This is a genomic window from Myxococcales bacterium, assembly GCA_016706225.1.
In the GTDB taxonomy this organism is placed as follows: domain Bacteria; phylum Myxococcota_A; class Polyangia; order Polyangiales; family Polyangiaceae; genus JADJKB01.
On record JADJKB010000024.1, the window covers coordinates 478668 to 492228 of the forward strand.

Here is a 13561-nt window from a genome sequence, read left to right on the forward strand (position 1 = left end):
GCGCGTACGAGTATCAACCCTGAGCGGCGCGGGTGGCGCAAGAACAGCAGGCGGAGACCGAGCGCACGCCTACCGAGCCCGCGCCGAGTGTGGGACACTCGAACTCGCCGTGCCCTCGCAGGTCGTCACCGGGTTTCTGGCGCTCCCGCGCAGTGGCGAACGCACGCTCCCGGCGCTCGAGAGCAAGCTCGATCTGTTGCTGCTCCAGACCCTGCTCACTCTTCCGGCGGAGCGCGTGCACAAGCACGTTCGGGCGCACACCAGGCTGCGAGTTTGGCTCGAAGCCGTCGCCAAGAGTCCGGCGCGCTCGGCGCTGCGCGCTGCGCTGCGTTCGGTGGACGTGCGGGCGCCCTTGCTTGCCATCCGCAGCGGTGCGCTGCCGCCGTACCTGGCCCTCGAGACCGCGATCCCCTCGCTCTTGACGTCGTTCGCCAGCGAGCTCACCGGAGGGCAGCGAGTGGACGACGTGCTCTGGGACGTCCCGTTCTCGCAGCTCTTCGACGTCGCCGGCGAGCGCGCGCTGTCGTTCGACGCGCCGACGCAGGGCATCTACTTCGACGGCACCGCGGCCGAGCTGCGCACGGCCTCGGGCGCCACCCTGTGCCTCGCGCGCGGGCTCGAGCCGGAGCTGCCAGAAGGCGTGCGACTCGAACACGCCTACCATCGCCTACGCGAAGGCGAACTGACGCGGCTGGCCCTCGCCGATGGCAACCCGCTCTCGATGTTGGAGGAGCACCCGGACAAGAGTGGGAATCGCACCGATCTCGGGGGGAGCTCGGTCGAAGCCTGGCAGAATGCGCTGAACGAGGCGCTCGGGCTGGTCGAGCTCACGTTGCCGGCGCTGCGCGCCGAGATCGGTGCGTCGCTGCAGTGCATCGTGCCGGTCGGCTTCGAGCCCGAGCGACACCTGTCCGCGTCGTACCGCGAGGCGCCGGGTCTCGTGTACATGACGCTGCACCCGTCCGCGCTCACGCTGGCCGAAGCGATCATCCACGAGACTCAACATGGCAAGCTGAACGTGCTGCGCTGGTTCGACCCGGTGCTGGTCAACGGCGACTCGACCTGGACGAAGTCGCCGGTCCGGCCGGACCTGCGTCCGCTCGCTGGTGTGCTCCTGGCCGTGCACGCGTTCGTGCCCGTCGCGGCGTTCCACCTACGCTTGGCCGAGCTCGACCATCCGCTGACCCGGACGCCGGCCTTCGTGCGCCGGCGCGACGAAGTGATCACCGCCAACCAGCGTGGTCTCGCCACTCTGCGCGAGCTCGGCCAGCCCACGCAGATCGGCGCGCAGGTAGTCGATGCGCTCGAAGACCTGCTGCGCGTCGTCAGCGCGGCGGCGCCGCCGCATGATCCAAACGCGGTGGGGGAGCTGGGTTAGTACGGCTCTCAGCCGATGCGCAAGATCGCGAACGCCGTCGCGACGTAGGCCATGGCTTCGATGGCGCCCATGCCGACGTTCTTGTCGCGAGCGATCTCGGTGTCGAGGGTGCCGCCCCGCAGCGAGAAGGAGCCGAGCAAGATGGTCTGCACGATGAGCTGTCGCACCACGTAGAGGCCAGCACCCCAGGAGAGTGCCTTGGCGTAGGACAAGAGCGAGTCGCCCCAGCCTGTGAACGTACCCTCGACGGCTTGGCCCACGATGATGGCCACAGCGATGGTGAGGCCGGCGTAGCTGAGCGCCGCGGCCACGTTTCCAGACTGTATTTCGGCGGAGTCGTCGTACTTCGTCAACAGGCGGAACAGCAGCACCAAGATGTGCAACGTGATCTGCGCCAACGCAAAGAACACCAGGGACAGCCCCAAGGTCCTCAGGTCGCTGCCGGCGACCGCGCGGGCGACGATGATGCCAGTGGCCAGCGAGTGCGCGCCGCCGGCGATGCCGGCTGCCACGTTGCCCGCCTCGATTTCGGCGTTCATGCGCGACTTGAGCAGCACACGCACGCCGGCGCGGGAGCTCACGAAGAACAGGAGCATGGCCGCCGCGCCGAAGGTCGAGACCCACAGTGCGTCCGCACGCCAGCTCTTCTCTTCCATGCTGCCGGTGGCAATGTTGGCGGCGATCAGGAAGATCCCGAACACGTCTCCGCCATGCAGGAGCGCACGAGCAGCGTTGCCCTGCTCCAGGTCGGCCTTCAGCGTCTGCTTCGGGGACAACAAACGCAGGCCGAGCTGGAACAGGAGTAGCAGGACGAGCGTCGCGCCGAGCACGAAGGCGAGGCGGTAGAGCGGGCTGTCGGGGTTCATGGCACCGCGAGGCTATCACGGCTCGCGCAGCGCCTTGACTCTCGTCTGCGGGACGGATGATGCTTCTCCCGGAGCCTCGTGACTCGTTTCCCGCTCTCGGCGACCGAGCTCCGCTCGGTGCTCGCGCCCCTGGGGCAAGCCGAGCTGTTGCCCAAGGCTGCCTACCTGGACGGCAGCGTATTCGAGCTGGAGCGGACGCTGCTGTTCGATCGTGCGTGGTTGCAGGTCTGCCGCAGCGAAGAGGTCGAGGCGCCCGGGTCGTTCGTGCTCGCGCCGGTCACGCCGGAGGGCATCTTGGTCACGCGAGGCGCCGATCTCGGTCTCTACGCTCACTTCAACGTGTGTCGTCATCGTGGCGCACTCTTGACCCGCGAGCCCGTCGGGCGCTGCGAAGCGTTTGTGTGCCCCTACCACGGCTGGCGTTACGAGCTCAGCGGTCGGCTCTCGAGCGCCCCGGGGACCGACGCCCTCGACGGTTTCCGGACCGCCGAGCACGGGCTCAGCTGCGTGCGCGTCGCAGAGTGGAAGGGCAACGTGTTCGTCAATCTGTGGTCCGAGGCGGCGCCCCTCGCGGACGCACTCGCTCCAGTCCCGGCACACCTCGATCGCCTGCACGTAGGCCAGCTGCGGCTCGGCCGCCGGGTGGAGCATGACGTGTCTGCGAACTGGAAGCTGCTGATCGAGAACTTCCAAGAGTCGCATCATTTCTCCCGTGTGCACGCCTCGCTCGAGCGCTGGACACCGTGCGAGCGCTCTTCGAGCTTCGTGGCGGACGGCGCCTGGCTCGGCGGCACGATGGAGCTCGTCGACGAAGCCGAGACGGTGTCGATGGACGGACGCCGGCACGAGCGCCCGCTGCTCGGTGGAACCAGCGAGGTCGATCGCCGAAGGGTCTACGACTACTTCTGCTGGCCGAACCTGCTCCTCAGCGCACAGCCGGACTATCTGTTGAGTTATCGTGTCTGGCCGCTGTCGCCGGAGAAGAGCAGAGTCATCGCCGACGTGCTGTTTCACCCTGCGGCCTTCGTGGACGGTTTCGAGCCCCGGGACGTGTACGAGTTCTGGGACATCACGAACCGCGAAGACCGCGAGATCTGCGAGAGCCAGCAGCTCGGCCTTGCCTCGCGCGGTTACACCCGAGGTCGTTACGCATCGAGTGAAGACGGGACTCACGCTTTTGATGGCCGCGTCGCGAGCTTCTACCTGGACCACCTCGAAGCGAAGGCGGACCCATGAGTCAGCTGTGGGGCATCCTGGGCCAACCGTTCCTCGATCTGGAGCCCTACGTCGACCAGGGAAAGCTCGCCGAGCTCGACGACGAGATCTGTCTGGGTCTGCCCCAGGTCGAGGTCGGCTACACCGGAGGTAGCCTCAAGTGGATGGGCGTGGCGGCGCCCTGGGTGCTCGACGATCCGTACGAAGATCTCGGCTGGGTGATCGAACGCATGAGCCGGCAAGAGCGCGAGACCCTCGTCTCGCTCGCCGACGACCCCAACGCCTACGACCCCGAGCGCCTCATGAGCCTCAGCTTTGGCGACGAGACGGACCATCCGCTGTCCCAGCGACAGGTGCGCTGGCTCGAGTACAGGTACGGCGTGTATTTTCCCTGGAAGGTGGTCTACCACCTGCTCGAGAACTTTCGCTGGGAGGACAACCAGAGCGGGCGTGGCAAGCAGTGGGACCCAGAGGCGCTGCGCTTTTTCCCGAAGACCGTGGCGTTCGTCAAGTCGCTGCCCTTCACGGAGATCGGCCGCTGCCTGATCTTCGGTCTGTTGCCGAACGACCACGCCACCGTGCACCGCGACAGCGAGCCCGGCACGAGTGTGGGGGTCGCCCAGTGTGTCAACGTCTGTCCGCGCGGCGACAAACGCTTCTTTTTGATCGACCCCGAGGGCGAGCGGCAGACCTTCGTCGACTCGCGTGTGTACTGGTTCAACGACATGGACTACCACGGCGTCGAGTCGGATCCGTACTTCCGTTACTCGATTCGCATCGACGGTAAGCTCGATGCTGCGTTCGTGAAACGAGTGAGCCGCGAGGTCAGGGCTTCTTCACCAGTGTCGCCACGCTGAGCGCCTCGTCCGTGGTCGCGCCCTTGTGCTTGCGCGAGTAGATACCCGCGGCGCAGCCGGCGATCACGTAGACGCCGTAGTTCACGACCTCACCGTCGGCGTTTGCCCGCGCTTCGAAGTAACGCTGAGCCACCCAGTGCCCGGGGCGCGCGTGAGCGAGGCACTTCTCCCAGTCGGCCGCCGGCGCGAGCTTGCCGATGATCACCTCTTCCCCTTCGGAGCCGTAGTCACTCTTGAGGACCCAGTCGTCCTTCTGGGTGACCAGCACAGCGGACTCGAGGATCTCCAGGCGGAAAGTCGCTGGAATGTGGCGGCGAATCACCTCTTGTGCGGCCGGACCGAAGCGGTGGATGTGCTCCCACATGAAGGCCATGCTGCGTTTGTTCTGCGGCAGCACGGCACCGAAGGGGTTCACGATGCACAGCTTGCCGCCGAGCGCGGCCGCCAGGGCGATGCCCATGGGCTCCCGGAGCGGTTCCACGTCGGGCACGTTTTCGTCGTCCCACGCGCTCACCCGTTCGCCCCACCAGTCGGTCTTGTAGTGACGGAGCATGACGCTGAAGCGCACGTCGAACAGGCAGGCGTGCCCCTGGGCGTCGAGGGTCAGGTTGTAGGGCGAGCCGAGCACCACACCCCAGCCGCGCTCCTCGAACCAACGCTTGAACAAACGGATGACACCGAGGTCTTCGGTGAACTCCGTCGGGTAGACGAGCCCGGCAACGCGCGGGTGGTCGTCACCGAGCACGTGTCGTGCGAGCCCCTCGACCATTTCGCAGTAGGTCGCAGCGAGCGCCGCGTTGGGGTCCAGCGTGTCCGGGTATTGCGGGTGGACCACCTGGTTGAGCACGACTGCCTCGGCCTCCCCCGTGGGGGTGTCGCTGTTCAGCTCCGCGAAGGCGTAACCCTCGTCGGTCTCGAACACGTCAGCACGCGCGAGTCCGTGCCACATGGGGCGCGATGACTCCCACATTGCCTTCTGGAACGGGGTCAGGCCGAAGAACGAGTCGAGCAGGTCCGGATTGTCCGCGCACATTTGGCACACGTCGTTGTAGACGCCGGCAACCTGCTCGGTAGCGCGGTACAGGGCGGCCAGCTCCTGCGACGACAGCAGCACTGGTTTCGCGCCGAAGCGCGGCTTACCGCGGAGCCAGGGATCGGTGACGATGCCGGACTCCGCCACTCGCGCGGCGAAGTCGTCGTAGCTCGGAGAGGAAGCGTCGCTCATGGCTCACTCACGAGCCTAACTCACGCGAAAGCCTTTGAGCACGACGGACGCCCGGGTTAGGCTCGAGCGCTCAGGTGATTCACGGCATTTGGGGGCAGCCCTACATCGACCTCGAGCCGGTCTTGGACTTGTCCGAGCTCGATGCCATCCACGACGAGGTGTGCCTCGGGCTTGCTCAGGTGCCGGTCAGCTACACGGGTGGCAGCCACCGCTCCATGGGCATCATGCCACCGTCCCTGGCAGACAGCGCGATCGTCGACTACGGGGCCGTGCTCCGGGGACTCTCGGCCAGCGCGCGCGCGGTTTTTTTGGCGTTGGCGGACGACCCCATCGCTGCGCGCGGTGAGGACGCGCTGGAGTTCGGGGAAGAGCGAGCGCGGACCTTGTCGCGGCGCCAACAGTCGTGGCTCGAGTACCGCCACGGCGTCTATTTCCCGTGGAAGGTCTACTACGAGATGATTCCGAATCACTATTGGGACCAGAAGAGCAGCGCCGACGGCAAGGCGTTCACCCGCGAAGCGCGCACGTTTTTTCCCAAGACCATTGCCTTCGTCGAGGCCTTGCCCTTCACGCAGATCGGGCGCTGCAACGTCATGGGACTTCGCTCGCACGACCACGGCACGGTGCACCTGGACGGAGATCCGAAACAAAAACCCACGGTCGACCACTTCATCAGTTTCTGCCCGGCCGGCGACAAACGCCTGTTTTTGTGGGATGAGGACCGGAAGGAGAAACTCTTCATCGAGCGTCGTGCGTTCTGGTTCAACGACAGCGACTACCACGGTGTGGAAAGCTCACCGGTTTTCCGCTATTCGATCCGAGTCGATGGCGTGTTCGAACCGGCCTTTCTGCGCGCGCTCCAGAGTCGCCAACCCGAGCTGATGCAAGGTACAGAGTGAATCAGAACGATCCAAGCTTTCGCGAGCTGCACCGCGTCGAGAAACCAGGCATCGTCGGCGCCAAGTGGTGGCAGGACGGCCTGGTCGAGCAGACCGCCGTTGCGGTCCCACGGCGGTCGGCACTTGCGGCGCTGATCGTAGCCGTTGGTGGCATCGCAGTCATCGGAACCGCCCTGGCCATCTGCGGCGTCGCCGCGTCCGGCGACGACGAGGTCGAGTTCAAGACCATCGACCAGGCTTCCCTCGCAGCGCAGCGCAACTACGGCTGGAACTTCGGCGCCATCACCGAGAACCTGGTGTTCGATGGCGAACAGAAGACGCCGTTCGACCGCACGGCGCTGGCCCGGCTTCGAAGTGAGCTCATGCCCGTGAAGGGTGAGTTGCGCCCGTTCTACTGGCCCACGCTGTTCGAGGCCGCCACGGCCATGCCAAAGACTCCCATCGAAGGCGAGTCTCCGACCACACCGCTCTCGGCGGTGCTCAAGCCAGTGTTCACGCCGTTGATGGACACCGCGTACCGGCGAGGCAAGGGGCTCGCGCGTTTGTTCGAGAAGGCCACGCCAGACACCGCAGTCCTCGTCGACTTGCCGGGGCCCGAGGCCGTGGCGATGGCCGCGGGCATGGCCGAGGGTTTCGAGCCGGTCGCGACGTTCGACAACTGGCCCCACCCGCGCGGAGTCGTGCCCGCCCACCTCACGCTGGGCGCAGCTGCGTACTACCAGCCGCTGTTCGCCAAGGCCCAGCAGCGCCGCACGCTGGCAGCGCTGCCCGTGTTCGTGCTCGATCGCAAGCGCCTGGCCCAATACACGGACGAGACGCGACAGTTCGACAACCGCTACGTCGTGAAGCTGCCTCCGGCGGAGGCCTTCAAGAAGCTGGGCGTGAAACGCCTGCTCTACGTCATTCCGGGCGGTGCCGAGACGTCCGAGCTGGACGATTTGAACCAAGACTTCGTCGAGTACGAGAAGGCCGGAATCGACGTGAAGATGCTGGCGGCCACGGACCTCACTCCGGGCACCCCCAAGGTCCCGGCGGACGAGCAGCAAAAGCTCGAACAGGCGGGTGAGTGGCCGCCCTATCTCTACGGCGGGGACGAGGGTTCCTCCGACGGCTTCTGGTCGGACTACGGCTGGGACTCCGGCACCACCAGGCCTCGCCCGACGAAGCTCGCCAGCAATCGGCGCTCGTCGTCGTTCAAGAGCTGGGCACCCACGTCGCGCGCGACGCCCTTCGGGTCGAGCACGTCGGCGTCGAGCGCGAATGCCGACGGGACGGGGTCCATGAGCAAGAGCGCGAAGGTCGCCCTCGGAACGACCGGAATCGCGGTCGCCGTGGGTACCGGTGTCGTTCTCGGTACGCGCTACGGCACCGGCCGCACCAGCGGCTCGCGTAGCGGCGGACGCAGCGGCTCGTTCGGCCGTTCGTCGGGCTCGGGGTGGAGCTGATGTCGAACTCGATCTTTGCCATCGAGATCGCGGCGCGGACGTATCCGAATGACCCCCTGCGCCAGCGCTTGCACGAGCTCATTCACACGCAGGCCGCCTCACAATCACAGATCCAGAAGCGCCAGCTCTACTACCAGGCCGCCCAGCAGCTCGGCATGCACTTCGCGAACGTCGAGCGCGGCTGCTGGGACTATTTTCCGGATCACGACAAGGCCATCGCCGACTTCGAGATGTGGAGCCAGGGCATGATCACCGAAGAAGGCGCGCGGCAAGGGCCCGCGTACGACGGGCCACCGCGTTATCTGACCTTCACCATGGCGTTCCTGATGGTCCACGGCTCACCCACGGATCGAGCCATTGCCCAGCGCTGCAACATCCCACAAGAGAACCTGTGGCGACGCGACGTCTTCGGTTACATCGTGCAGGCCGTGGCCTCGATGGACTTCGCGGACGTGCAAGCCGACGTGGTGTATCTGATCCCCGGGGACGACTCGTTCGCGCTGACTCCGCAGGATCTGGCGCTGCCCAAGTTCGAGTACCTCCGCCCGATTGCCTGAGCCCGCGCACGCCACGACGGTTTATTTCAGGCTCCCCAAGTGAGGAGTCAGAACCAGACTTCCCATTTGTCCGGTTCGACCTCTGCCGCGTGGGCCGTGATGCCGATGCGATCACGGCGACCTCCGAAGGGCTGGATCTGGTGCAGGCGGTAACTGTCGAAGACACACAGCTCTCCGGTGCCGTACTCGATGATCGTGCTTGCTGTCTCGACGTCTTCGTCGGAGGCCTCGTCGGCCCCGGAGTAATGCGCGTCCCAGATGGCGATGCCACCGCCACGCTGGGGTGCCTGCAGCATCACGAGCAGCGAGAGCGCTGGCTTCCGCTCACGAACGTGCTCCTCGGTGAGCCCCTCCGTGTCGAAGTGCAGCACGCCTCCGCGCCGCGAGACGAACTCACCATTCGGAAACACGTGGACGCCTGGGCCGCACCACGCCTCGCGTCGCTGCGCGTGGCCTCCGGTCAGCTTCGCGACCGCCTCGACGACCTGCTGCTGCATGCCTGGCAGGGTCTCCTCGACCAGCTGGTTGGAGGCCGCGGCGTTCTCGAAGTAGTCGTCCGGGAGATCTTCCTCCAGGTGAGTGTACCAGGCGCGCCCGAGCGAAAACTGCTCGCCGTCGAAGGCGGGGGTCCAGGACTCGCGCGCTCGATACACGGCCGTCGTCCACTCATGACACTGATGGAAGGACAGGAAGTCGGGCGCACGTAGCGCGAAGTCCCGCGTCAGCGTCGACAGCAGCGCGTCGCGATCAGCGAGGCCCGAGCCGAGCGTAGCGTTCAAAAGAAGGTCGCCTTTCTCACGTTGAGCGACATGTCGTCCACCCGTACCACGTCGTCGCGAGGCGTTCCGGTCACCTTCAACAGCACCGGACCGGGCCCGAGGGGCGGCGTCTCTTCGAGGAAGATTTCGCAGTCCGGCGCCATGGTGCAGAAGAGTTTTTGCTGGGTTCGACCGGTCTGGGTGTCGATGGACCAGTGGTGCACGAGCTTGCCGTCGAGGAAGGCGTCCACTTCGTAGTGAACGGGCAGGATCTTGCGCAGGGTCTTGCTGCTGGAGGACTTGGACCAGGAGCCGTCCAGCGATGCCCAGAGCGCGATGGGTTTGCCGTTGGCCACGAACCTCGCCTCGGCGCTGCCAGCCCCGCGAAGTCCTGCGGTCACGAGCAAGTCACCGCGACCGGAGACCGCTGGGCCAAGCACCAGAACCAAAGGGATCGCCAGCAACACACCGAAGAAGATGAGCATCGACGCGGTGGGGCGCCGGAGCTTGCGCTGCGCCTCGAGCACGCTCGGATCCGTCTCGGGTAACCGCTCGGCGCGGAGCACTTGCAGTGAGAAGTACGAGACGGCCGCCGGGAAGTAGAGGCTCACCACCTCGCTGATGTCGCTCGCCGAACAGGTGGCTCCGGGCCGGAGCCGGTACCCCACGTAGTACGCCGCCTTGCTCCTACTGCCCTGGACGACGATGTCCACGCTCTCTACCCCGATGGCTTCGAGCCGAGGACGAAGAGTGGCCTCGAGGAGCTGGGCGTCCTGAACCAGGTCAGCGGGCGCGTGAATCGTCATCGCCGTGCGGGGGACGATACCCCCACGCGGGCGCGCCGACCATTACCTGCGTCAACGGAGCGCGGGCGTCGCATGCGTCCACCCAGGCGCCCGAAGTGAGCAGCGCGCGCCCCGTGCTGCCCGCGCGGGGGCCATGATGCTCCCGAATTCCTCGACGCTGCCCCGGCGCCCTCTGATCGTGCTAGGTGGCTGCCGCTGTGATCGGCATCTCCAATCTGAGCAAGGGCTTCGGCCCCCAGACCCTGTTCGAGGACGTGACGCTGCAGCTCAACGCCGGCAGCCGCTACGGGCTCGTCGGGGCCAATGGCTCGGGCAAGACCACCCTGCTCAAGATCCTGACCGGGAGCGAGCCGGCCAGCGGCGGTGAGGTAAAGTTCGCGAAGAACGCCCGCATCGGGGTGCTGCGTCAGGATCGCTTCGAGAGCGACGATCAGATCATCCTAGACGTTGCCATGATGGGCGACGAGATCGTGCACCGGGCACTGGCCGAGCAGGACGGGCTGAGCGCCGATCACGAGCCGGACCCGCACCGCATCGCGGAAATAGACGAGATCTTGCGGGCGCACGACGGCTACACCCTCGAGGCCCGGGCCGCGCAGGTGCTGATGGGGCTGGGCATTCCGGAGAGCGCCATCCGCCAACCGCTGCGGACCCTGAGCGGCGGATTCAAGCTGCGGGTGCTCCTGGCGCAGGTCCTGGTGAGCCGCCCGGACGCCGTGTTGCTCGACGAGCCGACCAACCATCTGGACATCCTGAGCATCCGTTGGCTCGAGCGCTTCCTCAACTCTTACCGCGGTTGTGCGGTGGTGATCAGTCACGATCAACGTTTCTTGAACACCATCGCCACGCACATCCTGGACGTCGATTACGGGACCGTGATCGAGTACCCCGGCAACTACGAGGCGTTTCACGAGCTGAAGGTCGCGACCCGGGAGCGGAAGGAAGCCGCCATCGCCCGGGTGCAGAAGATCATCGCCGAGAAGAAGGCTTTCGTGGAGCGCTTTCGGGCCAAGGCCACCAAGGCGCGCCAGGCCCAGAGTCGGGTCAAACAGATCGAGAAGATCGAGGTCGAGACCCTCGCGTCCTCTTCGCGGCGCTACCCCAAGTTGAAGTTCGACCTCAAGCGTCCGAGCGGCAAGGACGTGCTCGAGATCGACGAGGTCTCCAAGGCCTACGGCGAAAACCAGGTGCTGAAGTCGGTGTCGCTCACCATCCGCCGGGGTGAGCGTGTGGCCGTGATTGGCGCCAACGGTCTCGGAAAATCCACGCTGCTCAAGATCGTCACGGAAAACCTGGCTCGCGATGCCGGCAGCGTGAAATGGGGGCACGAGACCCACGTCGGGTACTTCGCTCAGGACCACCGTGATCAGCTGACGAACCCCAAGCAGACTGCCCTCGACTTCTTGTGGGACTCCTGCCCGCAGGAGGGAACCAGCTTCGTGCGCGGCGTGCTGGGGCGCCTGCTGTTCTCCGGCGAGGACGTAGAGAAAGCGGTCGGGGATCTCAGTGGAGGGGAGGCGACGCGCCTGATCTTCAGCCGCTTGATGGTCCAGAAGCCGAACGTGCTCGTGCTGGACGAACCCACCAACCACCTCGACCTCGAGTCCATCGAGTCGCTGGTCGAGTCCCTCGATGCCTATCAGGGCACGCTGCTCTTCGTGTCCCACGATCGCTGGTTCGTCGAACGGCTCGCGACGCGGGTGATCGAGATCAAGAGCGACGGCCTGAACGACTTCAACGGGACCTACCGCGAGTATCTGGAGCGGCTCGGTGACGATCACCTGGACGCCGACTACGCGGAGCTGCGCGCGAAGGCGAACAAGAGCGCGAAGTCCAAGTCGGTGGCCCCGCCGCCGCCCGGGCAGCGCACGAACCGTCAGAAGGCGCTGCCGAAGAAGCGCGACGAGGTGCTCGACAAGATCGCGGCGGTGGAGGCAAAACTCAGCGAGATCAACGCGGCCTATTCCACGCCGGGTTTCTTCGACAAGACGCCGATGGATGTGGTCTCGCGCCTGCAAGCCGAGCGCACGGCGTTCGAGGCACAGCTCGCGGCGCTGACCGCGGAGTGGGAGTCCCTGGAGACCGAGCTCTCCGCGCTCGAGTGAGGCTCACGCGGCGCGGGGCCGCGTCTTCGGAGAGCGCCCCCACGCCCGCACCAGCGTGCCGTGTTTCGGTGAAAACGTGATGGCGCGGCGAACGGTGGGGACCGGCGCCGGTTGGGCCAACTCCAGGCGTCGCCGGCTCAGAATGGTCGCCATCACGATCTTCATCTCGTAGAGCGCGAAGGCCATGCCCAGGCAGCGCCGGATCCCTCCGCCGAACGGCAGCCAGGCATACGGGTCGGGACGTTTGTCGAGGAAGCGCTCGGGGCGGAACGCGTCGGGGTCGGGGTAGAGCGCTGGGTTGACGTGGGTCAGGTAGATCGAGGGCGCGAGCACCCACCCCTTGGGGATCTCGAGCTCACCCAGCGTGAACTCTGCATGCAAACGCCGTCCGACCATGGGAATGACGGGGCGCAGGCGCAGCGCCTCCTGAATGGTGGCGTCGAGGTACGGCAGGTTGTTTGCGTGCGCGACGTCGAAGGGATTGCCGTCGGTGGCGTCGTCGAGCTCTTGGTGCAGCCGGTCGAGCACTCCGGGCGAGTCCAGGATGCGCTCGAAGGCCCAGCACATGGCTGTGGCGGTGGTCTCGTGGCCCGCCACGAGCAGTGTCATCAGCTCGTCCCGCAGCTCGACGTCTTCCAGGTGTTTGCCGTCCGCGTCCACCGCGTCGATCATGAGGGAGAGCACGTCGTTGCGACCCTCGGTACCGGAGCGCCGTCGACGGGAGATCTCGGCGTAGATGGCCTCGTCGGCGGAGGCGCGATCGTTCAGGAATCGCCGCCAGGGCGAGAGCGGGAAGTTGCGGCGCATGGCCGGGATCATGCCCAGCACACCCAAGGGTGAGTCGGCAATGGAGAGCAGTTTCTCGAGGCGGCGACGGAGCTCGGTGAGCGCGCCGGCCTGATCCACGCCGAAGACAGTGCGCAAGATCACCTCGAGCGTGATGTCCTGAGTGTGGTTGCGCAGGGAGAAAGGCGAGCCGCTGGGCCAGGTGTCGAGATCACGTTCGGTGATCTGCATCATCTCCACGCCGTACAGGCGCATCCGCTCGCCGTGGAACGGGGGCAGCAACATGCGGCGATGGCGCAGGTGACGAGCACCGTCGAGTGTGAGCACCGAGTGTTCACCGACGATGGGTTCGAGCACGGCGTTGACCTCACCGGCGCGCAGGTTCTCCGGATCGCCGGTGAAGATCTGCTTGATGCTCTCGGGATCGCTGGTGACGACGAGGTTGCCCGTGCCGGCGATGCGCAAGACGAACGTATTGCCGTAGCGCGCGCGACAGAAGCGCATGAGCTCGATCGGTCGACGGATCCAGAGCAGGGTCTGCAAAGCGGCTGGCAAGGACGGGCCCGGGGGGAGCATGTGGGCCGAGGGTAGCAGCTGGAGAAGCGCGCTGCGCGTGGCGCCCCTCACGTGTACGGCCTTACGCGCGGCGTTGCGAAGGAGGTTA

The 13561-nt window shown here is 66.1% G+C and carries 12 protein-coding genes; 7 read left to right on the forward strand and 5 right to left on the reverse strand.

Going from position 1 to position 13561, the window contains the following annotated elements:
- The first annotated feature begins 109 nt into the window (after positions 1–109).
- A complete protein-coding gene (locus tag IPI67_38000) occupies positions 110–1378 on the forward strand; it encodes a hypothetical protein (GenBank protein ID MBK7585967.1) in 1269 nt (422 codons plus the stop codon).
- Between the two features lie 8 nt (positions 1379–1386).
- On the opposite strand, the gene IPI67_38005 is transcribed toward IPI67_38000, so the two are convergent.
- The gene (locus tag IPI67_38005; GenBank protein MBK7585968.1) at positions 1387–2244 is read right to left on the reverse strand and encodes a DUF350 domain-containing protein; all 858 of its coding nucleotides are present in this window, start codon (positions 2242–2244) and stop codon (positions 1387–1389) included.
- A 78-nt stretch (positions 2245–2322) separates the two neighbouring features.
- Here IPI67_38005 and IPI67_38010 point away from each other — a divergent pair, with 78 nt between their 5' ends.
- Together IPI67_38010 and IPI67_38015 are read left to right on the forward strand one after the other, a co-directional pair.
- Entirely contained in the window at positions 2323–3480 is a 1158-nt protein-coding gene (locus tag IPI67_38010; GenBank protein MBK7585969.1) for an aromatic ring-hydroxylating dioxygenase subunit alpha, read from the forward strand.
- Complete coding sequence (locus IPI67_38015; GenBank protein ID MBK7585970.1) at positions 3477–4316, forward strand: hypothetical protein; 840 nt, start codon at positions 3477–3479, stop codon at positions 4314–4316. Before IPI67_38010 ends, IPI67_38015 begins: the two co-directional genes overlap by 4 nt.
- On the opposite strand, the gene IPI67_38020 is transcribed toward IPI67_38015, so the two are convergent.
- Positions 4285–5541, reverse strand: a complete 1257-nt coding sequence (locus IPI67_38020) for a glutathionylspermidine synthase family protein (GenBank protein ID MBK7585971.1) — start codon at positions 5539–5541, stop codon at positions 4285–4287. The genes IPI67_38015 and IPI67_38020 overlap by 32 nt on opposite strands.
- 74 nt (positions 5542–5615) lie before the next feature.
- Between IPI67_38020 and IPI67_38025 the strand changes: the two genes are divergently transcribed.
- Genes IPI67_38025 through IPI67_38035 form a run of 3 tightly spaced genes read left to right on the forward strand, consistent with a single transcriptional unit; the run spans position 5616 to position 8442 of the window.
- Positions 5616–6440 carry a hypothetical protein gene (locus tag IPI67_38025; GenBank protein MBK7585972.1) on the forward strand — a complete coding sequence of 275 codons (825 nt, stop codon included), beginning with the start codon at positions 5616–5618 and terminating at the stop codon, positions 6438–6440.
- Complete coding sequence (locus tag IPI67_38030) at positions 6437–7885, forward strand: hypothetical protein (protein ID MBK7585973.1); 1449 nt, start codon at positions 6437–6439, stop codon at positions 7883–7885. Before IPI67_38025 ends, IPI67_38030 begins: the two co-directional genes overlap by 4 nt.
- Positions 7885–8442 carry a hypothetical protein gene (locus IPI67_38035; GenBank protein MBK7585974.1) on the forward strand — a complete coding sequence of 186 codons (558 nt, stop codon included), beginning with the start codon at positions 7885–7887 and terminating at the stop codon, positions 8440–8442. The genes IPI67_38030 and IPI67_38035 overlap by 1 nt, the downstream gene beginning before the upstream one ends.
- Positions 8443–8489: 47 nt before the next feature.
- On the opposite strand, the gene IPI67_38040 is transcribed toward IPI67_38035, so the two are convergent.
- Positions 8490–9131, reverse strand: a complete 642-nt coding sequence (locus IPI67_38040) for a hypothetical protein (GenBank protein ID MBK7585975.1) — start codon at positions 9129–9131, stop codon at positions 8490–8492.
- A gap of 86 nt (positions 9132–9217) precedes the next feature.
- On the reverse strand, positions 9218–10006 hold the full coding sequence (locus IPI67_38045) for a hypothetical protein (GenBank protein ID MBK7585976.1): 789 nt from the start codon (positions 10004–10006) through the stop codon (positions 9218–9220).
- Positions 10007–10203: 197 nt separating this feature from the next.
- Between IPI67_38045 and IPI67_38050 the strand changes: the two genes are divergently transcribed.
- On the forward strand, positions 10204–12111 hold the full coding sequence (locus IPI67_38050; GenBank protein MBK7585977.1) for an ABC-F family ATP-binding cassette domain-containing protein: 1908 nt from the start codon (positions 10204–10206) through the stop codon (positions 12109–12111).
- A 3-nt stretch (positions 12112–12114) separates the two neighbouring features.
- Here IPI67_38050 and IPI67_38055 read toward each other — a convergent pair whose 3' ends face one another.
- Complete coding sequence (locus IPI67_38055; protein ID MBK7585978.1) at positions 12115–13473, reverse strand: cytochrome P450; 1359 nt, start codon at positions 13471–13473, stop codon at positions 12115–12117.
- Positions 13474–13561: the final 88 nt, after the last annotated feature.

Bases quoted from the DNA above. Each gene is read 5' to 3' on its own strand.
- IPI67_38005 (MBK7585968.1), bottom strand. From the start codon at position 2,244: ATGAACCCCGACAGCCCGCTCTACCGCCTCGCCTTCGTGCTCGGCGCG.
- IPI67_38015 (MBK7585970.1), top strand. From the start codon at position 3,477: ATGAGTCAGCTGTGGGGCATCCTGGGCCAACCGTTCCTCGATCTGGAG.
- IPI67_38020 (MBK7585971.1), bottom strand. From the start codon at position 5,541: ATGAGCGACGCTTCCTCTCCGAGCTACGACGACTTCGCCGCGCGAGTG.
- IPI67_38035 (MBK7585974.1), top strand. From the start codon at position 7,885: ATGTCGAACTCGATCTTTGCCATCGAGATCGCGGCGCGGACGTATCCG.
- IPI67_38045 (MBK7585976.1), bottom strand. From the start codon at position 10,006: ATGACGATTCACGCGCCCGCTGACCTGGTTCAGGACGCCCAGCTCCTC.
- IPI67_38055 (MBK7585978.1), bottom strand. From the start codon at position 13,473: ATGCTCCCCCCGGGCCCGTCCTTGCCAGCCGCTTTGCAGACCCTGCTC.